Origin of the sequence: Acidovorax sp. IB03, assembly GCF_016406015.1 — a bacterium.
In the GTDB taxonomy this organism is placed as follows: Bacteria; Pseudomonadota; Gammaproteobacteria; order Burkholderiales; family Burkholderiaceae_C; genus Acidovorax; species Acidovorax temperans.
In genome coordinates this window covers 118,108-138,248 of record NZ_JAEFCH010000003.1, presented here as the reverse complement: position 1 = coordinate 138,248, position 20,141 = coordinate 118,108, and the positions used below count along the sequence as shown (strand labels likewise).

Annotated in this window: 29 protein-coding genes; 25 read left to right on the top strand and 4 right to left on the bottom strand. The window is 62.1% G+C overall.

Features of this window, described 5'->3' with window-relative positions; all coding sequences use genetic code 11:
* Window positions 1-417: 417 nt before the first annotated feature.
* From IHV84_RS02780 to IHV84_RS02770, 3 genes are all read right to left on the bottom strand, one after another.
* Window positions 418-657, bottom strand: a complete 240-nt coding sequence (locus tag IHV84_RS02780; protein ID WP_233099665.1) for a hypothetical protein — start codon at window positions 655-657, stop codon at window positions 418-420.
* A gap of 174 nt (window positions 658-831) precedes the next feature.
* Window positions 832-1,119 carry a hypothetical protein gene (locus tag IHV84_RS02775; protein ID WP_198845710.1) on the bottom strand — a complete coding sequence of 96 codons (288 nt, stop codon included), beginning with the start codon at window positions 1,117-1,119 and terminating at the stop codon, window positions 832-834.
* Between the two features lie 50 nt (window positions 1,120-1,169).
* Window positions 1,170-1,958: an XRE family transcriptional regulator gene (locus tag IHV84_RS02770; RefSeq protein WP_233099664.1), complete on the bottom strand. Its 789-nt coding sequence runs from the start codon at window positions 1,956-1,958 to the stop codon at window positions 1,170-1,172.
* A 71-nt stretch (window positions 1,959-2,029) separates the two neighbouring features.
* On the opposite strand from IHV84_RS02770, the gene IHV84_RS02765 reads away from it, so the two are divergent.
* Window positions 2,030-2,287, top strand: a complete 258-nt coding sequence (locus tag IHV84_RS02765) for a helix-turn-helix domain-containing protein (RefSeq protein WP_066694352.1) — start codon at window positions 2,030-2,032, stop codon at window positions 2,285-2,287.
* 302 nt (window positions 2,288-2,589) lie between these two features.
* Here IHV84_RS02765 and IHV84_RS02760 read toward each other — a convergent pair whose 3' ends face one another.
* Entirely contained in the window at window positions 2,590-2,856 is a 267-nt protein-coding gene (locus IHV84_RS02760; protein WP_198845709.1) for a hypothetical protein, read from the bottom strand.
* Window positions 2,857-3,083: 227 nt separating this feature from the next.
* Between IHV84_RS02760 and IHV84_RS02755 the strand changes: the two genes are divergently transcribed.
* The 24 genes from IHV84_RS02755 (at window position 3,084) to IHV84_RS02640 (ending at window position 20,040) form a co-directional block, all read left to right on the top strand.
* Window positions 3,084-3,404, top strand: a complete 321-nt coding sequence (locus IHV84_RS02755; protein ID WP_198845708.1) for a hypothetical protein — start codon at window positions 3,084-3,086, stop codon at window positions 3,402-3,404.
* Window positions 3,397-3,600 carry a hypothetical protein gene (locus IHV84_RS02750; RefSeq protein ID WP_198845707.1) on the top strand — a complete coding sequence of 68 codons (204 nt, stop codon included), beginning with the start codon at window positions 3,397-3,399 and terminating at the stop codon, window positions 3,598-3,600. The genes IHV84_RS02755 and IHV84_RS02750 overlap by 8 nt, the downstream gene beginning before the upstream one ends.
* A complete protein-coding gene (locus IHV84_RS02745) occupies window positions 3,594-3,851 on the top strand; it encodes a hypothetical protein (protein WP_198845706.1) in 258 nt (85 codons plus the stop codon). Before IHV84_RS02750 ends, IHV84_RS02745 begins: the two co-directional genes overlap by 7 nt.
* 288 nt (window positions 3,852-4,139) lie before the next feature.
* Window positions 4,140-5,015 carry a YdaU family protein gene (locus tag IHV84_RS02740; RefSeq protein ID WP_198845705.1) on the top strand — a complete coding sequence of 292 codons (876 nt, stop codon included), beginning with the start codon at window positions 4,140-4,142 and terminating at the stop codon, window positions 5,013-5,015.
* Window positions 5,015-5,482: a hypothetical protein gene (locus IHV84_RS02735; protein ID WP_198845704.1), complete on the top strand. Its 468-nt coding sequence runs from the start codon at window positions 5,015-5,017 to the stop codon at window positions 5,480-5,482. The genes IHV84_RS02740 and IHV84_RS02735 overlap by 1 nt, the downstream gene beginning before the upstream one ends.
* The gene (locus IHV84_RS02730) at window positions 5,473-5,610 is read left to right on the top strand and encodes a hypothetical protein (RefSeq protein WP_198845703.1); all 138 of its coding nucleotides are present in this window, start codon (window positions 5,473-5,475) and stop codon (window positions 5,608-5,610) included. Before IHV84_RS02735 ends, IHV84_RS02730 begins: the two co-directional genes overlap by 10 nt.
* Complete coding sequence (locus IHV84_RS02725) at window positions 5,607-6,101, top strand: hypothetical protein (protein WP_198845702.1); 495 nt, start codon at window positions 5,607-5,609, stop codon at window positions 6,099-6,101. Before IHV84_RS02730 ends, IHV84_RS02725 begins: the two co-directional genes overlap by 4 nt.
* A 187-nt stretch (window positions 6,102-6,288) precedes the next feature.
* The gene (locus IHV84_RS02720) at window positions 6,289-6,585 is read left to right on the top strand and encodes a DUF4406 domain-containing protein (RefSeq protein ID WP_198845701.1); all 297 of its coding nucleotides are present in this window, start codon (window positions 6,289-6,291) and stop codon (window positions 6,583-6,585) included.
* On the top strand, window positions 6,578-6,925 hold the full coding sequence (locus tag IHV84_RS02715; RefSeq protein ID WP_198845700.1) for a DUF1064 domain-containing protein: 348 nt from the start codon (window positions 6,578-6,580) through the stop codon (window positions 6,923-6,925). Before IHV84_RS02720 ends, IHV84_RS02715 begins: the two co-directional genes overlap by 8 nt.
* A complete protein-coding gene (locus IHV84_RS02710; protein ID WP_198845778.1) occupies window positions 6,922-7,143 on the top strand; it encodes a hypothetical protein in 222 nt (73 codons plus the stop codon). The genes IHV84_RS02715 and IHV84_RS02710 overlap by 4 nt, the downstream gene beginning before the upstream one ends.
* Window positions 7,140-7,637, top strand: a complete 498-nt coding sequence (locus tag IHV84_RS02705) for a recombination protein NinB (RefSeq protein ID WP_198845699.1) — start codon at window positions 7,140-7,142, stop codon at window positions 7,635-7,637. Before IHV84_RS02710 ends, IHV84_RS02705 begins: the two co-directional genes overlap by 4 nt.
* A gap of 533 nt (window positions 7,638-8,170) precedes the next feature.
* Entirely contained in the window at window positions 8,171-8,704 is a 534-nt protein-coding gene (locus IHV84_RS02700; RefSeq protein WP_198845698.1) for a hypothetical protein, read from the top strand.
* 21 nt (window positions 8,705-8,725) lie between these two features.
* On the top strand, window positions 8,726-9,472 hold the full coding sequence (locus IHV84_RS02695) for a hypothetical protein (RefSeq protein ID WP_082758701.1): 747 nt from the start codon (window positions 8,726-8,728) through the stop codon (window positions 9,470-9,472).
* A 3-nt stretch (window positions 9,473-9,475) separates the two neighbouring features.
* Window positions 9,476-11,071, top strand: a complete 1,596-nt coding sequence (locus IHV84_RS02690; protein ID WP_233099663.1) for a terminase — start codon at window positions 9,476-9,478, stop codon at window positions 11,069-11,071.
* Between the two features lie 9 nt (window positions 11,072-11,080).
* Complete coding sequence (locus IHV84_RS02685) at window positions 11,081-13,351, top strand: hypothetical protein (RefSeq protein ID WP_198845697.1); 2,271 nt, start codon at window positions 11,081-11,083, stop codon at window positions 13,349-13,351.
* Complete coding sequence (locus tag IHV84_RS02680; protein ID WP_198845696.1) at window positions 13,348-13,866, top strand: hypothetical protein; 519 nt, start codon at window positions 13,348-13,350, stop codon at window positions 13,864-13,866. Before IHV84_RS02685 ends, IHV84_RS02680 begins: the two co-directional genes overlap by 4 nt.
* A 26-nt stretch (window positions 13,867-13,892) precedes the next feature.
* Complete coding sequence (locus IHV84_RS02675; RefSeq protein WP_198845695.1) at window positions 13,893-14,291, top strand: Gp49 family protein; 399 nt, start codon at window positions 13,893-13,895, stop codon at window positions 14,289-14,291.
* A 213-nt stretch (window positions 14,292-14,504) separates the two neighbouring features.
* A complete protein-coding gene (locus IHV84_RS02670; RefSeq protein WP_198845694.1) occupies window positions 14,505-15,545 on the top strand; it encodes a hypothetical protein in 1,041 nt (346 codons plus the stop codon).
* Window positions 15,546-15,601: 56 nt separating this feature from the next.
* Window positions 15,602-16,894 carry a DUF4043 family protein gene (locus tag IHV84_RS02665; protein ID WP_198845693.1) on the top strand — a complete coding sequence of 431 codons (1,293 nt, stop codon included), beginning with the start codon at window positions 15,602-15,604 and terminating at the stop codon, window positions 16,892-16,894.
* 68 nt (window positions 16,895-16,962) lie between these two features.
* Window positions 16,963-17,442: a hypothetical protein gene (locus IHV84_RS02660; protein WP_198845692.1), complete on the top strand. Its 480-nt coding sequence runs from the start codon at window positions 16,963-16,965 to the stop codon at window positions 17,440-17,442.
* 70 nt (window positions 17,443-17,512) lie between these two features.
* Window positions 17,513-17,956, top strand: coding sequence for a hypothetical protein (locus tag IHV84_RS02655; RefSeq protein WP_198845691.1), 444 nt, complete (start codon window positions 17,513-17,515; stop codon window positions 17,954-17,956).
* Between the two features lie 36 nt (window positions 17,957-17,992).
* Window positions 17,993-18,628, top strand: a complete 636-nt coding sequence (locus IHV84_RS02650; RefSeq protein WP_370541165.1) for a DUF6682 family protein — start codon at window positions 17,993-17,995, stop codon at window positions 18,626-18,628.
* 86 nt (window positions 18,629-18,714) lie between these two features.
* Window positions 18,715-19,119, top strand: a complete 405-nt coding sequence (locus IHV84_RS02645) for a hypothetical protein (protein WP_198845689.1) — start codon at window positions 18,715-18,717, stop codon at window positions 19,117-19,119.
* A gap of 15 nt (window positions 19,120-19,134) precedes the next feature.
* A complete protein-coding gene (locus IHV84_RS02640; protein WP_198845688.1) occupies window positions 19,135-20,040 on the top strand; it encodes a LamG domain-containing protein in 906 nt (301 codons plus the stop codon).
* The last annotated feature ends 101 nt before the right edge of the window (window positions 20,041-20,141 follow it).

Genomic DNA, 20,141 nt, shown 5'->3' with positions numbered 1-20,141 from the left:
TTGGCGGACTGGGAACCGCCTCGGTATCGGCGGCGCAGAACAACGGCCCATGCCCGTTGGAGCTATTTCGCCGGACAAAGGCCCCGCAGGTGGGGCCAGCAACATCGGCGTGCTTGTTTTTAATGAACTCCGCAGTGACCGCCGATCCGCTCACCCGATGCCGCTTTGTTTGGCATGGGTGAACTTTAGCGATGCTAAATAATGCTGTCAACAGCAATGCTAAATATTTCGCTAAAATTTCTCCACGCCAGCATCCCGCAGGCGAAAAAAAACCACCCGGCTGGGTGGTCTGGAGTTGTGATGAAACCTGATGAACTGTTATTTGAACTGCGTGCTCCAGACGGCCATGTGTGGCGCCTGTATCTTGACGGCAGGTCTGAAGGATTCCCCGCGGGGACTGTCGTGTCTAATTTCGCGTCAGTCGCGTGCGCGCGGATGGTCGGGGAAGTGGTGAAGCAGCCCGCTAGCCTCACCGCAGAGTAGCCCCAGATTGAACTGATTGTGCGTTGGCTTGTCGCATGGCGACGCGCCAAACTGCAAGGCAAGTGCTGCAGACGCTGGCGTGAAATACAGCTCCACGTTGTCAGCCCGCAAGTCGTAGCGCGAAAACAGCGCCCAATCTGAGCGCGGCGTGCCATGCGCAATCAGCAAATTCATAAATGCCTCTTGAATTTGGCGTGTCGGAACGAATGCATCGGCCCCATTGCCAAGGTCCAGTCTGTACCAAGAACTCATGTGAATGCGATCTCCTAAGCGTGTTGAGAAAAACCGGTGCTACCTCGCCCGCCGATACTTGCGGTGCTCCACCATGGTGCCCACGATCCTGATGTGTCAGCGCATGAGTCCTATTAAGAGAGGGAGGCCAATCGCGCCGACTATTGCGCCCATCTTGCCACCCAGGTATTCGCTGCTGTATCTGGCATTTTGTTTGTCCAGTTGCGCCTTGTTGTAAGCGCGCTCGACAAAATAACCTATCGCAGCCCCTGCAGCGACCGCAATGATTGCGGCCCCGCCTACAGATCGGCCTCCGTCGCTTTCTACGTTTCCCATGCCGCCGTAACCGGCGTTTGCCAGCACCGGGATAAGTGCTGCAACTGACACTGCAATTAAATACTTCATTGTGTGACACTTCCCTTCATGACGGCGATGTGCCAGGCCGCCTGTCTGGCTTAAAACTGCTCGCTCCGCCACACGGTCAGCACCTTGCCTAAAACCTCGAAATGCGGGTTCCTCGGGGAAATGTCATACGGTGGGTAGTCTGGATTTTTTGAGATCACGCGCAGGCGGACGCCGGGCCCATCAAACTCGGGCACGCGCTGGATCAGCTTGATGAACCCTTCATCGCCCACCCGGAAAAAGTAAACGCCCTCGTGGTCGATGACTTTCACGCCCACATCCACAAGCAACGGATCGCCAGGGTTGAACATCGGCTTCATTGATGGACCGAAGCCAGTAACGATTGCCAGATTCTTCACGCCCGTGTGGTTTGGGACATTGAGGCGCAGCCACTCGTGGGTGACTCTCCAGCTCTTGATGTGGCCTGGCGGGTGGTCTGTCAGATTGAACCCGTGGCCCATTGCGCCGCCTGTGTCCTCGTATTGAGTAATTACGAGATCGGGTTTGCCTGAGTCAGACTCAGACGGAGCTTCGTATGGGGCGGATGTCGTGCCGCCGCCTGGCCGCGGTGTCTCCGAAGGGGTGTTGGCGGTTGTTGCTCGGTTTGCCTCGGCAATAGCTTTGGCAAGCCGTGGGCTGAACTCTTCAACGCCTACTCCTAGTCCTAGTGCATAAGCCGTTGCCGCTGTGAGACTTATTGGCCTGTGCCCACTTAGGTGTTGCGAGAGCATTGACGCTCCACCAGGAATCTTGGCGTCCTTGGCGAATTGCGCTTTGTTGCGATTCCCCAATAGTTCCTTGAGGCGTGCGCCTTCCTGCTCGGGAGTTAGGTCGTCATTCATATAGCAATGCTATTCGCGGCGTGATTTAGCATGGCTTGTGTTTTTGCTTTAGCGATGCTAAAGTTTGGCGCATGACATATCAACAAGCCATTCAACAGGCCTGTGAGAGCGTGGGCTCGCAGGCCGGTCTCGCCAAGGCCATTGAGGTGGCTCCCGCCATCGTGCATCAGTGGCGCAGCGGCACTCGCCCCGTGCCAGTTCAGCACTGCCTCGCAATCGAGCGCGCCACCGCTGGAACCGTCACCCGCCGCGACCTTCGCCCAGATGACTGGCAAAAAATCTGGCCCGAGCTGGCTGAACCCACCGCCCAGGAGGTGAGCCATGGTTGACATGCCACTGATGGCCGCCACGGCATGGGCCCAAGCGCACGCAGCGGAATCCAAGGATCCGGTTGTCTTCGGTGCAAAGGTCGCGCAGGTGTACTTGGCGGCAGAGTCCACCAAGTACCACGGTTGCAAAGACACCTCCAGCGAACTGGAAGCCACCATCCTGCGCGAAGCAGGGTTCGGTGATCCCATGCCGCCGAAGAACGGTGGTGATGCGAATGCAGAAGGTGCAACGCAGCCCCACAAGCCAACACCGCCGAGCCCTTGCGGCTGCGTGGCAGCGTTGTATGAGGGGGCGGCAAATGCTATGCGCGAGGCGCCTGCTCTTCCCCTTGGGGGCCTGGCTCCACAAAGCTCGCAATCACCTGCTTCACCAGGGCTGCCATTTCTGGGTTCTTCAGCATCCCAGGCTGAACAAGCGTCATCCCAAGCATGCGCTCCAGGTACGTCTGCACAAGTTCCTTGTTCGGGTGCATGTGAAAAAGGGCGCGAACCATGAGTTCGGTCGCCACTTGTCTTGCTGCAAAAAACTCTGGCGAACCTGGCGTCGGAGTCTGTGATTGCTCGGTCATGCCTGCCCCTTTCGGTGATGGTTGTGTAAGCGACTCCCATCCTAGCCGGAAGAGGGCGGGCACCCGATTCAGCTGGCACCACCGCCGCCCCCCAGCTTCCGCAAGCGCTCCCGCAGCGCCGCAATCCGCCGCGCCATAACCCGGCGCGCATTTCCCGATTTTTTTTGCTCAGGCCGCGCAACTTCCTGATGTTCGTCCGCCTTGGGTTTTGACACGCAGAGGACTCCATGCCCGAAAACGATAACGACAACTTCCAAGACCCAGCGCAATTCGCACGGGGCATTGCTGGCCCCCTGGGGAAGCTGGACCACGACCTGAAAACGAAGGTGGACGAGCACACGCACACGCTGTTTCTGCAGCAGTGCTCCATGCGCGGCATTGACCCATCGTGCGCAATCCGTGACTGCGTGTACCTGATGGTGCACGGCAAGAGCTATCGGCAGATGGTGATGGAGAAGGTGAGCCATGACGAGAAGCGTATCGAAGCGCTGACCAAGCTCATAGGCTCTTTTGGGGCCCTCGAATTGGGAGGTGCCCAGCATGGCTGAAATCCGCCCCCTGACCACGGAAAGCCTGCGCGCGGCAGCCATCGCAGCCGCTGAGCAGCACGTACCGCTTTCGGAGTGCAACCACTACGAAAAAGGCACCGATCTTTGGCACGCATTCAATGCCGCCTACCGCGCCGCCGAGTCGCGGATCCACGCAGCGCGCCGTGTGCGCGAACGGGAGGCGTGCACATGCTGAACACCCTTCCACTCAACGCTTTTCAAAGCGTGCGCCCCCGTGGCGCTGATGATGCCGCCACTGCGAAGCAGCCCCGCAAGACCAATTCAAGCCAGGCCCCGCAGAAGGGCAATGTGCATCTGGCGCTTGACCGCAATGGCCGCCGCACGGTTTCGGTTGCACCACGCCCGAGCGGCATCACCATCGAAAACCGCGAGCAGAAGCTGGCCAGCGAGGCCAAGCAGGCGCGCCTTGCGGGTGGGGTGCGCTGACCATGCCAGCAAGCCAGCAAAACCTGTTTGGCGCGGCACCTGCTCCGCGCAGTTTTGACCAGGACGCATTGGGCTTCTTGATCGCCTTCGCGCGCAAGCACAAGGGCCAGCCATTCAGCGCCGAGCAGGTGACGCTGGCCGCTATCGAGCGGGGTATTGCGCCCCCGATCTTCGCAACTGGGGCCGCGTGTTCACGCAGGCCGCACGCGATGGGCATATCCGGCGCAGCGAGGTGCTTTTCCCGCGCGCCATGGGCAATGGGAGCTTGGCTCCGGGATGGATTGCGGCATGAACTACTACCCATTCCACATCGGTGACTTCCGTTCGGGCACTGTGAACATGAGTCGGCAATCGCGGTGGATCTACCGCGATCTGCTGGACGTGTACTACGACACCGAAAAACCCCTCAACAACGACTTTGAGGCCTTGTGCGATTCCATCGGCGTTGAGTCTGAGGATGAGCGCCGCATTGTTGAACGCTTGTTGCGTTTCAAGTTTGTGAAGTGCGACGAGGGCTACCGCAATGAGGTGTGCGATCGCGTGATTGCGGAGTACCAATTGAAGGCTGAAACCGCAAAAGCAAACGGTAAGCGCGGAGGCAGGCCTCGCAAGCAATCCGGTGGCGACGAAAAACCCAGTGGGTTTCTATCTGGTTCCGATCCGCAACCTACAGGCGACCCAGCAGAAACCGGATTGAAAACTAACCAAGAACCAATAACCAATAACCAAATAACACCCTCTAACGAGGGTGTGGCGCCCACACGCGAAGCCGTGGCCTGCATGGCGATGAAGTCGGCGGGGATGGCTGGCGTCAACCCGTCAAACCCAAAGCTAACCGCGTTGTTGGCTGCAGGCATCACGGTGCCCGAGCTGGTGGCGGCAGCTGCAGACGCTGTGGCCAAGGGTAAGCCGTTCGCTTACGCCCTAGCGTCCGCAGAAGGGCGCCGTCGTGATGCCGCCACAGCCCCATTGCCAAACGTGGTGCAGCGCGACGCGCCGGTCGAAACCTATGCGCAGCGGGCCGCCCGCCAGCGCATGGAGGAGGTGGCCCCAATGGCCGCCCGCAAGCAGCCTGGCAGCGCTTTTGACGCTGCGCAAAGGTTCATGCAGGGCGAAGTGATCGACGTGGCCGCGGTGCCAAAACAACTTGCGCGGGTGGTGTGATGACCAACGAATCTTTTGCCGAAGTGATCGACGCGATTTTTGCCAAGCTGGCCGTGCGCTACGGGGCAACCTGGCTGCGTCAGTGGGATGGCCTGGACATGAACCTCGTCAAAAGCGACTGGGGCAGTGAGCTGGCAGGCTTCGCTCAAAACCTGGAGCCGCTGCGCTATGCGCTGCGCCACTTGCCCGAGCGCTGCCCCAATGTGGCCCAGTTCCGCGCCCTGGCCAATGCCTGCCCGCTGCCTGAGTTCAAGCAGTTGCCAGCACCCAAGGCCGACGAGCGCGTGGTGGCCGAGGAAATGGCGAAGCAGCTGGGCATCAAGAAGGCCATGCAGCCGCTGGTGGACGGGAAGGAGTGGGCGCGCCGCCTTATAGCCCGCCACGAAGCAGGGGAGCGCCTGCGCCCCTACACGCTGACTTGCGCCCGCCAAGCCCTGGGCATGGAAGGAAAGATGCCATGGCAATGACCCTGCGCGAAAACCTCACTGCCGAACAGCGCTGGGCCCATGCCGTCCTCGATGACGTGCGCGACGGCCTGGCCCATTCCCACCAAGACGTGCGCGCGGCTCTGCGCATCCTGGGGGACTACCTGTGATAACGATTGACCAGATCCGCGCCCGTTGCGCCGAGGTGGGCGACTGCTGGATATGGCAAGGAGCCACCAGCAATACGGGCTACCCCATCATCAAAGTGAAGGGGTGCAACTGCCAGTTTGTGCGCCGCGTTGTGTTCAGGCTGGGCGGCTTGGAGTTGCAGCCACGCCAGCCGGTCATTACAACCTGCGAGGACAAGCTGTGCGTGAACCCTGCGCACCTGCGCTCCAGCACTGTCGCTGACGTGGCCAAGGCTGCTGCACAGAGAGGTGCTTTCTCGGGCTTGGCCAGGGCCGCAAAGATTGCAGCATCCAAGCGCTCGACCGCTGCCAAGCTGGACATGGAGAAGGCGCGGGAAATCCGGGTGAGCGAGGAATCTGGCCCTGTGCTGGCAGCGCGCTATGGGGTGAACAAGTCGGTCATCAACAACATCAAGCGCGGCGTGTCTTGGAAAGACCACACGAACCCATTTTTTGCACTGGGGGCGCGATGACCAAGCCCAACAACCGCTGCGCCCGCTGTGGCCGCGTCACGTTCCTGCCCGCCGTGGTCATTGGCACCCAGTCATTCGGCAGGGTTTGTGCGCGCAAGGCTGGGCTGATAGAGCCCAAGCGCAGGGGCCGCGCATCTGAGGCTGAGCGGGATACCCGCACCCGTGATTTGTTTGAGGGGGCTACGGCATGACCCGCATTTACATCGCCGGGCCAATGTCCGGCCTTCCCGATTTGAACTACCCGGCCTTCAACGCCATGGCAGAGCGCCTGCGCGCGCACGGGCACCACGTTGAAAACCCTGCCGAGAACCCGCCGCCCAAGTGCGAAAGCTGGCTGGGCTACATGCGCATGGCTGTGGCGCAGCTTGCCACCTGTGACGCTGTGGTAATGCTGCCCGGCTGGTCAAAGTCCAAAGGCGCGTGCATTGAGCACCAGCTTGCCGTTGGCCTGGGGCTGGAGATCGTGGAGGCAGGCAATGGCTGAGCGCGTCCACCGCAAGTACGGCAACAAAAAAACCCAGTTTGCCGGGCTGACGTTTGACAGCAAGGCCGAAGCGCGCCGCTACGGTGAGCTGCAGGTGTTGGAGCGCGCGGGCAGGATTTCCAACCTGCGCCGCCAAGTGCCTATCGAGCTGGTGCCCGGCGTGAAGCTATGGGGCGCAGCGCGTGCCAGGCCTGCAATCCGTTTGGTAGTGGACTTCTGCTACCAGGAGCAGGGCGCCACGGTGTGGGAAGACACCAAGGGCATGGAGACGCCCCTGAGCCTGGCCAAGCGCCACATGGCGAAAGCCCTGCACGGCATTGATGTGAGGGTGACAAAGTGATCCAGCTCGCACTCGCATTCTTCGGGCTGTCGGCCCTGTGGATGGCCACCGGCCGCAACGAGCGCGCCCGCCGCTGGGCACCGCTGGTAGGGCTGTGTGGCCAGCCGTTTTGGATCGCCTTCGCGGTGCAGGCATCTGCCTGGGGCCTGCTGGCGCTGTCGCTCGCATACAGCGCTGCCTACGTGCGTGGCGCGTGGGTGCAGTGGGGGCGCAGATGAGCGGCTTGGCCATTCAAGCCACCTGGAACGAGCCCGTACAGGCTGGCCAGCACTTCAAGAACGTGCTCGCCCCCTGGTGCAAGAGCATGTGGGCCGCTGGCCACCGGCTGCACGTTGAGGTGCGGCTGCATGAGGACGCCAAGACAGACCGCCAAAGGGCGTACTACCACGGGGTGGTGCTCAAGAGCATTGCCCAGCAGGCCCGGCCCAACGGTGAGCAGCACGCGCTCGCTGTGTGGAAAGAGTATTTCAGGGCCGAGTACCTGGGCTACAAGACCGTCACCACCAAGAACCCCATCACGGGCAAGAAGGTGCGCCGCCGCGTGCGCGTGAGCACCGAAGACCTGGGGGTGAAGGGCTACAGCCAGTTGATTGACCGGGTGAGCGCCTTCGCTGCCACGGAGCTAGGGGTGACGTTCCCAGCCACGTTCCAGCAGTGGGAGGGCATGCAGGTGGACCCGGACACGGGAGAGATCATTTGGGGTGTGCAGTGAAGCGCACCGGATTCAAACCCCGCGCGCAGCACCGCGAACAACGCGACCCCGACCGAGTGCGGAGCGTGCCAACTGTTGCCCCTGGCGCTTTCCGTGCGCCTGAGCCAGTGAGCGAAGCGCCTGCCGCTCAGGTGGCCAAGGCCGCGCCCGTGCGCTCGGAGGCTTATCGCCGCGCGGTGGCCACGCTGCTATGCGCTATCTGCGGAGTTCCAGGCTATTCCCAGGCAGCCCACGCCAACCAAGGCAAAGGCATGGGAATGAAGGCTTGTGACTTGACCTGTTTTCCAGCCTGCGGGCCAAGGCCAGGCATCCAGGGGTGCCACGCAGCGCTTGACCAAGGGGCTTTGTTCTCAAAAGCCGTGCGCCGCGAGTTGGAGCCCGTGTGGGCAGCTGACACCCGCCGAAAGATCCAGGCAATGGGCCTGTGGCCCAAGGGACTGCCGGTACCGGACGACTGAAAAAAGAAAGCCCGCACGGTGGCGGGCCTCCCGGTCATCGACCTGAGCAATCGCATGATACCGGAGGACCACAAGATGCAGGAAATCGAAACGACGACGCCAACAGCGCGCGGCCAGAGCGCGCAGATGGTATGGGACGCCATTCTTGAGCTGCACAACGGCGAGAAGCGCATCAACCGCCAGAGCATTGCCGCCCTGACCGGATTGCGACCAACGATTGTGGATGACCACGTAGAGCGCCTGCGCGATGCAGGAAAGCTGGCCAGGGCAGGCAAGGGCGACCTGGAGCTGCTGGAGACGTTCCCACCACCACGCCCTATCAGCAAGACTGAGCTGGCAAATGGGCTGGTCAAGATCGAAGTGGGCGATGTGTGCCTTGACTTGTCACCCAAGGAAATGCGAATGCTCTATCGCGCTTGCGCTGGCCACGCCCGTGACATGCACGAAATTGACGAAGCTAACAAGGCGGTGATCCTGTGCCATGAGCTGGCCCGAGAGAATGCAGAGATGCGCAAGGAACTGCGCGCGATTCGCATCAAGGTGGAGTCACCAGAATTGCAGCTGGCCCTGAACTGGTCGCCCCCCCATTCGGTTCGACACCCAGCCTAGCGCCCGGAACACTCCGGGCCCATGGCATCTAAACCCGCGCCCAAGAAGGCGCCCCCAAAAGCCAGCACCAAGCCTGCCGCCGCGAAGAAGGCAGCAGGCGCAGCTGTGCCCGTGAAAGCGCAACCCGACTGGGAGCGCATTGAGCTGGATTACCGGGCTGGCATCAAGACACTGCGCCAAATAGCCGACGAGCACGGCATTTCCCATGTGGCTGTGGCCAAGCGTGCAAAGCGCGACGGATGGACACGCGACCTTGCTGGGAAGATCCAGGCCAAAGCCGACGAGCTGGTTAACAAGAGCTTGGTTACCAGCTCAGTTACCGCGCAAACCAAGATTGCAGAAAAAGCTGTCATTGATGCCAACGCCCAGGCCGTGGCAGACATTCGGCTGGCCCATCGCAGCGATATTCGGCGCGCACGCAATCTGACGAATTCGCTCCTGGCCGAACTGGAAGCCCAAACCGACCCGAGTACCCTGGCCATGCTGCATGAGCTGGGCGAGATGCTGCGCAACGAGGACGACAACGGCCAAGACCGGCGCAATGACCTCTACACGAAGGTAATCAGTCTGTCTGAGCGCTCAAAGACTATGAAGACCTTGGCGGACAGCCTGCGTGTGGTGGTTGATATGGAGCGCACGGCGTTCAGTATGGACAAAGACCAAGGACCAGCCGCCGACCCGCTCACTTCATTGCTCAAGACCATCACAGGCGGCACCGACAGCGCTTTCAAGCCCGTGGCGCAAGACCCAGACCACGACGAGGACTGATCCATGTCCGAGTTGGCCCCCCGTATCACCCACAACGAGCCGCTTGTTCCGTTGCCCACGGACGAGGCCGACCTGGCCCGCAAGCTGGCAGATCCTGAGTGGCGCCTGTTCTCAGGCTGCCTCTACAAGATCATGGTCAAGGGCGACGACGAGGCCGAGGAGGCCATGGTGATGCCGTTCAAGCCCAACCGGGCGCAGCGGCGATTCATCAAGCGCCTGTGGCACCGCAATCTGATCCTCAAGGCCCGCCAGCTGGGTTTTACAACCCTGATTGCCATCCTGTGGCTGGACCATGCCTTGTTTAACGCCGACCAGCGCTGCGGCATCATTGCCCAGGACCGGGACGCCGCGAAAGTGATCTTCCGCGACAAGGTGAAATTCGCTTACACGAACCTGCCCGAGCAGCTGCGCGAACGGTTCCCGCTGGCGGCTGACAACGCCGACGAGCTGCTTTTTGCGCACAACAACAGCTCCATTCGCGTGGCAACGTCCATGCGCTCGGGCACGATCCACCGCCTGCACGTCTCCGAGTTCGGGAAGATTTGCGCGAAGTACCCAGACAAGGCAAAGGAAGTCGTCACAGGTTCTATACCGGCTGTGCCAACGAACGGCATTCTGGTGATCGAATCCACCGCCGAAGGCCGCGAAGGCGAGTTCTTCAACATGGTGGAGCAGGCGCAAAAGCTGCACGCCGCCAAGCTGCCGCTCACGCCCAAGGACTACCGTTTCCACTTCTATGCCTGGTGGCAGGAGCCCAAGTACCGGCTGGACAGCCGCACGGTTTCTATCTCGCCCAAGGAGCACGAATACTTTGACGAGATCGAGGTGGCCATGGAGTGCCGCATCGACCCCGACCAGCGCGCCTGGTACATCGCCACCAAGCAGGCGGACTTTTCAGGCGCCGAGGAACGGATGTGGCAGGAGTACCCATCCACACCCGACGAGGCTTTCCAGCTGTCCACCGAGGGCAACTACTACGCCAAGGACATGGTGGCCCTGCGCAAGCGTGGTGGTATCTGCGACGTGCTTGTGCTGGATGCGCCGGTCAACACGTTTTGGGACATTGGACGCAGCGATGGTTGCGCCATCTGGTTTCACCAGGAGCTGCGTGGCGAGGACCGCTTCATCAACTACCTGGAGGCGCACAACGAGGACTTGCGCTTCTACGTGGCCGAGTTGCGCAAGCTGGGCTACCTGTTTGGCACGCACTACCTGCCGCACGACGCCAATCACAAGCGCCTGAGTGACTACAACAAGAGCACGAAGGAGCAGCTGCAGGCCCTGATGCCCGGTGAGAAGTTCCAGATTGTTCCCCTGATTACGCAGCTGATTACCGGCATTCAGGCCACGCGCAAGCACCTCAAGACCGCCTATTTCGACAAAATACGGTGCAAACAGGGCATTGCCCGCATCGAGGGCTACCGAAAGCGGTTCAACCGCGCGGACAACCGTTTCACTGACGAGCCCGACAAGTCCAACGGCTGCAGCGAGGGCGCCGACGCACTGCGCCAGTGGGCACAGCAAAAGGAGCTGGGCTCCTTCGGCGCCAAGAGCCACAACGACTACGAACCCCCACCTGCGCCCGACTGGCGCCTGTAAGGCCACACCATGATGACCAACACCGACCGCACCGACCCCGAGGATTTCCCTGTGGAAATGACTCTGCCAGAGTACATCGAGATCCTGAGCGAGATCGAGGAACAGGCACCCTGGCGCACGAACGCCGACAAGGAAATGGACTACGTGGACGGGAACCAGCTCAACAGCGAGCTGCTGCAAAAGCAGGCCGCCGTGGGCATCCCCCCTGCCGTGGAGGACTTGATGGGCCCCGCGTTGCGCGCCCTGACGGGCTACGAGGCCAGTACGCGCACCGACTGGCGTGTGTCGCCCGATTCCGGCCCGAGCGGGCAAGACGTGGCCGACGCCCTGGGCTATGAGCTCAACCAGGCCGAGAAGGCCAGCCGCGCCGACCAAGCCTGCGGCGATGCCTTCCGCACCCAGGCTGCAGTGGGCATTGGCTGGGTAGAGGTGAGCAAGCAGAGCGACCCTTTTCAGTACCCCTACCGCTGCGCACCCGTGCACCGCAATGAGATCCACTGGGACATGCAAGGCAACGCCGAAGATCCCTTGTTGGAGAAATCCCGCTGGCTGCGCCGCTCCCGCTGGCTGCGTCCCGAGCGCATCATTGCCGCCTTCCCCAAGTACAAGGACGTGATTCGCATGTGCGGCCGCCATGGTTCACAGTGGTGGGGCGATACCACCGTGATGCAGGCGCTCGATGGCGGGTCATCCACTGGGCTGCAGAACGCATGGAACGAGGCGCGCGGCTGGACGGTGGAGGAATCGCGCTGGTACGACTCCACGCGCCGCGAGCTGTGCCTGACCGAGCTTTGGTACCGGCGCTGGGAGCAGGTGCCCGTGCTGACCAGCCCGGACGGCCGGGTGGTGGAGTTTGACGAAAGCAACCCCGCCCACCTCTACGCCGTGACCACGGGCGCCAGCAAGGTGACGGTGGCCACGATTGCGCGCATGCGTATGTCCTACTGGCTGGGCCCGCACAAGCTGCACGATGGCCCGAGCCCGTACAGCCACCGCTTTTTCCCCTATGTGCCGTTTGTGGCATTCCGCGAGGACCGCACTGGCGTGCCCTATGGCTATGCCCGCAGCATGATCTACCAGCAGGACAGCGTGAACAGTGGCACAGCCAAGCTGCGTTGGGGCATGAGTGTGGTGCGAACCGAGCGCACCAAGGGCGCCGTGGCCATGAGCGACGCCCAATTCCGCCAGCAGATTGCCCGGCCCGATGCCGACATTGTTTTGGATGCCGACCACATGGCCCAGCCCGGTGCCGTGTTCAAGGTGCACCGCGATTTCCAGCTCAACGACCAGCAGTTCAAGCTGCTGCAGGATGCGCGCCTGGCCATCGAGCGCGTGAGCGTCATCACCAGCGGTTTCCAGGGCAAGAGCGGTACCGCCACCAGCGGCGTCCAAGAGCAAACGCAGGTGGAGCAGACCAACCAGAGCCTGGGCACGCTGATGGCGAACTTTCGTTCAGCCCGCGCACGGGTGGGCGAGATCCTGATGGCGCTCATCATTGCTGATTGGGGTACCAAGCACCGCACTGTGACCATCGAGGGCCAGGACGGTGTGACAGAGGACCGGGTGATCGAGCTGAACAAGCCCGAGGTGGACCCGGCTACCGGCCTGCAGTACCTGTCCAACGACTTGAGCCGAACCATGCTCAAGGTGGGCCTGGAAGAAGTGCCCAGCAGCACCACGTACCGCGCGCAGCAGCTCAAGACCATGGGCGAGACGGTCAAATCCCTGCCGCCAAACTACCAGGCAGCCATCACACCGTTCATGGTCAGCCTCATGGACGTGCCTTTCAAGCGCGCCGTGGTGGAGGCCATTCGTGCGGCTGGCCAGCAGGAAACGCCCGAGGCGGTGGAGCAGCGCATCAAGGAGGCCGTGGAGCAGGCGCTGATGAAGGCTGGCCACGACCTCAAATCGCGCGAACTGGACATGAAGGAGCGCGTGAGCGAGGCGCAGATCAAGCAGATCATGGCCCAGGCAGTGCAGACCGGCGTGCAGGCGGCATTCAGCGCCATGCAAGCGGGCTCCCAGGTGGCGCAGATGCCCCAGATTGCCCCCGTGGCCGACGCCATCATGCAGGGCGCGGGCTACGTGCGCCCCGAGCGCAGCGACGACCCGAACTTTCCCACCGCTGGCGTGCCACCGCTGCCGCCAGGCGTGGCGCCACAGGTCAACGCCAACACATCCCCCGCTTTCCCACCCGTGCCGGATGACGGCGCATCCCCCATGGCTGGCATTGAGACGCCCGCTACCACCGACAACCTGCAAGGAGAACCCGCAGTATGACCACCACCCTCTACGAAGGCACCAAGCGCGTGCACGCCAAACCCATGAATCGCGGCGACTACAACTCCTATCGCGGCTGGGAAGTGCCAGCCGATGAGAACCCAGCCGAGGAGGGCTACCTGGTGGAGTACGTGGACGGCGGGCGTGGCAACGACTCCCGCCATGCAGGCTATATCTCCTGGTCCCCCAAGGATGTTTTTGAGCGCAGCTACAAGGAAGTCAAGACCGTGCCCGGTTTGGCGCCACACCAGCAGCGCGTGGTGGACGAGCACGCCGAATGCCTGGAGCGCCTGCGCAAGCTGCGGGCGTTCATCGGTGATGCCAAGGGCCCATTCCGCCAACTTGATGACGCCGAGCGTCACCGACTTATGCACCAAGAGGACGTGATGACCGAGCTTGCCACGGTGTTGGCAGAACGCGTCGCGGCGTTTCTCCCCGCACAGGTGGACGACGATTTCCCGCTGGGGAAGGCATGTGACCTGTCGGGTGATACCGCTTGCGAGGCTTGCCAATGACCGGCGCAATTTCCCCCATCCCACCCATGAACACCGAGGTTTACATGAGCAACACCGACGAAACCATTGAGCAGGAAATTCAGGCCAAGGGCCTGACCGCGCCGCGTGTGACGCCTGCGGACATTGAGGCCGCTATCGCCCGTGAATACTATTTCACTGCTGCCGATGGCGTGCTGGGCGCTTGCATCAGCGACAACGTGCCGATGTTTGCGGACGCACAGGAGCCGACTTCGCCATTGCACTTGGTGACGTGCTGCCTGCTGATTACGCGCAACGGCACCAAGCTATTTGGCGTCAACGAAGGGCCGGTATCGCCCGAAAACTTCGATGCCGACATGGGCCGCCGCATGGCCCGCCAGAAGGCAATCGACCAGCTGTGGCCTATGTTGGGCTACGAGCTACGCACCAAGCTGGCAGGGCTCTAAGCCCTTATCCCCCCTGTCCGGTTTCACCTGAGCACCAGCAACCGGCACATTCCAGTCTCAAGCCCCCCGCTGTGAAGCGCCGGGCGACACGCAACCCTGTGAAGGGTGGCATTCCCGTAGCTGGAGGGCGCTGCGGGCCGGGGCAAGTCCCTGGTCTGCCTCACCCGAATGCTCTGAACCCTTGCGGCCACGGCGATATGTGGTGGGACAGACATGACCACAACTCAACAAACAGAGTTTCTCCAACAGCACGCGCAAGACGGCGTGATGACCCCTGAACAAGCGGCCCAGTTCCTGGAACTGGTAGAGGGCGATACCGGCACCAAGTTGCCGGACACAAGCAGCGTGCCCAGCGCTGCACCCGCAGACGCAGCGGCCAGCACCGACCAGGCAGCCGAGCTGGAACCTTCCAAGAACGCAGGCGAGGCAACCCCTACACCTTCGGACGTGCAACCAGACCCGGCCAACACCGTGATTCTGGCCAAGGATGGCAAACACACCATCCCGTACTCCAAGCTGGAGGAAGCCCGCCAAGCTGAGCAAGCCGCACGGGCAGCCGCCCAGGCTGCGCAAGCCGAACTGGCCGCTTTGCGTGCCCAGGCCGACCAGCGCGCCGCAGCGGGTGTCGCTCCAACCGCCGCCGACAACGCTTCTGCCCTTGTGGTGAAGGCGCTGGAAACCGGCGATGTGGACCCTGCCATCTTCGGGGACTTTTCCGAGGGTGCCATGGCCAAGGGCATTGCCACGCTGATCAAGCAGGGCTTTGTCGAACTGCGGCAAGAGATTGCTCCCCTCAAGGAGCAGCAACAACTCAGCGAATCGGAAAAGCACTACGCGGCGATCTACCAGGCCCATCCCGATGCGGATTCGGTGGCGGAGAGCCAGGAGCTGGACAGCTGGATCAACAGCAAACCCAGCTTTGTGCGTGACGCCTACCGCGCCGTACTCGACCCGCAAGGGCAGGGCACCGCAGCGCAGGTGATTGAGCTTTTCAGCGCGTTCAAGAAGGAAACCGGGGCAACTCAGGCAGCCGCCGCGCCCGCGCACAGCGTGGACCCGAAAGCCGCCGCCAAGGCAGCCATTGCAGCCGCGCAGCCCGCCGTGCCCGCCAGCCTCTCGGACTTTCCGGGTGGCCGTGCAGGCGCATCGAGCCGTATGGAGGCGCTGGATGCCTTGTCACCTGCTGATCTCGCAGAGGCACTGGAGGCCATGCCCCAGGCCCAGCGCGATCTTTATTTGAGTCGCCAGATGTAAGTCTGGTCCGGGCCACGCCGTGAGGCGCAGCCCCCGTCCCATTGAAGGAGGTCCACATGACCACGAAAACGCAAATGCGCTATGGCGATCCCGTGGCGCTGGTTCAGCAGGCTGCTGGCTTGTTTGCCACCCACAACACCCGCAACACCCAGATGGCACGCCTGACCGGCGCTATGCCCAAGGGTACCAGCGGCGCAACCGCAACCCTGCGCAAGCAGACCACCGCGCACATGCCAATCGTGCGCGCCCAAGACTTGGGTAAGGGCCGTGGCGACGAGGTGAATTTTCACCTGCTGAACCCTGTGGGTGCCAAGCCCATCATGGGCTCCAAGTACGCAGAAGGCCGTGGCGTGGGCATGAAGCTGTCCGAGGACCGCCTGCGCGTCAACCAGGCACGTTTCCCCGTAGACCTGGGCGACGTGATGACGCAGATCCGCAGCCCCTACGACTTCCGCCAGCTGGGTCGCCCCGTGGCTCAGGCGCTGATGGACAAGTACGTGGACCAGACCTTGCACGTCCACATGGCCGGTGCACGCGGCTATCACAACAACATCGAGTGGGTTGTTCCTACCGATGCTGACCCAGATTTCGCTGAAATCATGGTCAACACCGTGAAGGCCCCCACCAAGAACCGCCACTTCATCGCAGACGGTGGCAATGGTGTGAAGCCCTTCACGGTGGCTGCTGGGGAAGTGGACTTGACCACTACCGACCTGTTCAAGATGGACACGGTGGACGGCATCCGCACCTACATGGAGCAAATCGCTCTGCCTCCCCCACCCGTGATTTTTGAGGGTGACAAGGCGGCTACAGATTCGCCCCTGCGCGTGCTGCTGGTCAGCCCTGCACAGTACAGCGGCTTCGCCACGGACCCCAATTTCCGCTCGTTCCAGGCTTCGGCCATGGCGCGTGCAGGCCAGGCGGGCAATCACCCCCTGTTCTTGGGCGAGGCGGGCCTGTGGAACGGCATCTTGATCGTGAAGATGCACAAGCCTATCCGCTTCTACGCTGGCGACACGATCAAGTATTGCGCCGACTTTGAAACCGAAACGGAAAGCTCTTGCATCGTGCCCGCATCCTTCGGCACCAACTTTGCCGTGGACCGCGCCATCCTGCTGGGTGGCCAGGCTGTGGCCGAGGCCATGGCCGCGCACAAGGATTCCAGCCTGCCGTTCTTCTGGAGCGAGAAGGAACTGGACCACGGCGACAAGGTGGAGCTGCTGCTGGGCGCCATTCGCGGCGTCTCCAAGATCCGCTACGAGATCGACCACGGCAACGGCAAGCAGATCACCGACTACGGCGCCACGGTGATTGACACCGCCGTGCCGATCATCGGCGCGCGCAACTGATGTGTAGGGCCGGGTAACACCGGCCCTGCCTTCATGCCCAATCGGTTCAACCCATTCAGGAGCCCATCATGGCCACCATCAAAATCAACCAGTTCCGCGCACGCCAGTTCGGCGGCGCCTCGCCCTTCGGCAACCTCACGACCCTGCCTTTCAAGCTGGAAACCAGCGCCACGGGCGCTGCCACCAATGCCAACTCCACCGCTGCCATTGCCAGCGGCGACAAGGTGGTGCTGGGTGAGCTGCCTGCAGGCATGTGCCTGCAGGACTTCCTGGCGCGCGTATCGGTGGGCTTCACTGCCGCCGTGACGGCCAATATCGGCTTTGAATACGCCGATGGCGTGGACGACACCACTGTGCCCCAGGACGCCTCCTACTTTGGCGCTGCCGTGGCGATCAACACCGCTGGTGTGTACCGCCTGGCCACCACCAAGGCCCCAGTCACGCTGCCCAAGGCTGCGAACCTGATTCTCACCACGGGTGGCGCGGCCAACGCCAAGGCTGCCCGTGTGGATCTGTTCGTCATTGGCGAGCTGACCGGCGCCAAGTAAGCGCACCGGGTGAAAGGTCCGATTTGAAATCGGGCCTTTCCTCCCTCCCCATCGACTGGAGCACCACCCCATGACCGAAACCAACACCGTGCCCGTGCAGTACATCGGCCGCCGCGAATCCTTCCGCGACCACCTGTTTGGCACTGGCTTGACCTTCACGCAGGGGCAAACCCGCGCGCTGCCGGTTGACGTGGCCCGCAAGTTCCTGCGCCATGCGGACCAGTTCGCCCAGGCTGGGGCCGAAGATGCACCGCAAGCGCCAGTCACTGAGCCCGTATTGACCGATGACGGCACCCGCGAGGCACTGGAGAAGGCCGCTTTGGAGCAGCAGGAAGCAGCTGCCAAGGAAAACCAGCTGCAGGACATGTACGTGACGATTGCGCACATGCCCAAGGACGCGCTGATCGAGTTCGCGCGCAACAACTACCGCCAGGAGCTGGACAAGTCCAAGAAGTTGGGCGAGCTGCGCGACCAAGTGCGCGGTTTTGTGGACCAGTTCGGCATGGTGGGCTAAGCGATGAACCTGGAGCAGCTTATTCAGCAATTTCGAGTGGACGCGGACGACCTGACCGAACCCCATTTCTGGGACGCGGAATGGATCGCCGCATGGTTGACAGAGGCGCAGGACGAGGCGGCTATCCGTGGCCGCCTGCTGATGGATGACTACACCACAGCCTTGACGCAGATCCCAGTGACTGCGGGCGTTTCGTCCTATGCGCTGCACCCGAAGCTGTACGAAATCGCTGTGATGGATTTCATCCCGGAGGTTGGCTACGTTCAGCCGGTGTACCTGACATCCCGCGAAAAGCTGGACCGTGACCGCAACGGCTGGCGCAACGAGCCCGCAGGTGTTCCCTGCAGCGCCATCCAGACCGACACCCGGTTGCGCCTGGTGCCTGTTCCATCGGTCAACGGCACTCTGCGTCTGGAGGCTTACCGCCTGCCGCTCAAGGCGCTGGTCAACGACAACGACAAGCCAGAAATCCACGAGGCCCACCACCGCCACTTGGTGCACTGGGCACTGCATAGAGCTTTCAGCAAGCCAGACTCCGAGGCCATCGACAAAGACCGTGCTGCATTGGCAGAAGCTGCCTTTACCGACTACTTCGGACCGCGCCCTGACGCGGATTTGCGCCGCTCGACGCGCCACGACGAGGTGCAGACGAACATATCGTTCATGGCCTGATGACCACCCCCCCTGTTCGGTTTGAGCGCAGCGGGGTGGGGTGGAATCATTGGCGCATCGACTCATTGCACCACTGAGGAAACACCATGGCCAACGCACTCTACACGAAGGGCAAGGAGAAAATCCTCTCCGGCGCCATCAACTTCACCTCCGACACGATCAAGGTCGCATTGGTGAAGAGCACATACACGCAGAACCTGGCAACAGACGAGTTCTACACGACGATCAGTGCGGGCGTGCTGGGCACGCCGCAGACACTGGCCGCGAAGACTGTGACCGGCGGCGCACTCGACGCCGACGACGTGACTTGGTCCGCGGTTACGGCCGGTTACACCGCGAAGTGCGTCGTGCTCTACAAAGACACCGGCGCCGAGGCCACGTCACCGCTCCTTGCGTTCATTGACACGATCACCGGGTTCCCCCTTGCAACGAACGGCGGCGACGTCACTGTCCGCTGGGACAACGGCGCGTACAAGATCTTCAGCCTCTGAAGTGGCGGGTGACGCATGCCAACGATCAGCGGCACGGTATACGACAGCGTAGGCGCCCCGGCAGCGGGACGCATTGTGCGGACGTACCGCAGGGACACGGGGGCGCTGCTGGGGTCTGCAGTCACAAGCGATGGGCTTCCCGTTGCGGGCGACCCACACTATGCCAATGTGTCGCTGCTGCTGCACTTCGATGGTGCGGATGGCAGCACCACATTTGTTGACAGCAGCCCGCGCCCGAAGACGGCTACTGTGATCGGTGGGGTGAAGATCAGCACTGCACAGAGCCAATTTGGTGGAGCTAGCAGCCAGTTCGATGGCTCGGATGATGAGCTGTTTTTTGCTAGCAACAGTGACTTTGGCTTTGGCACAGGCGACTTTGCGCTGGAGGCGTGGGTTAGGCGAAAAAACGCCGATTGTGCGATTTTTGATCTGCGGGTAACGGGAACTGATGCTTCGGCTATGGTGGGCTACATCAGCGCTACGGGCTACCTGGCCTGGTGGGACAACAGCGCAAGGATCAGCGCTACCGAATATATACCCATGGATACGTGGACACATGTGGCGTACTGCCGTGCGGCCGGTGTCTTGACGATGTACGTGGGCGGAGTCGCTACGCGCTCGGACGTTAAAGGCAGCGACATGGGCAGCGCAAGGGCCCTGCGCATCGGCCGAGATGCCGGCGGAAATGCCGATTTTTATGGGCATCTTGACGACATCAGAGTGACCAAGGGTGTGTCCCGCTACACCGCCAACTTCACCCCGCCCGCCGCCCCGCATTACGACCGCCTACCTGCAGACGCCACCCCCGTAGGCTCCTACGGCATTACCACGGCCTACACCGGCGAGGTGCAGCGCATCGTGCTCGATGACGATGCGGGCGATCTCTACAACGACCTGATCGACAGGGTCGTGCTCGCATGAGCTACACCCGCCCATCCGCATCAGCAGCAGATGCCACCTGGCTTGGCGCAGCGGCCTACACGCGCCCGGCGCAGTCTGCAGCAGATGCGACGTGGGTCCAA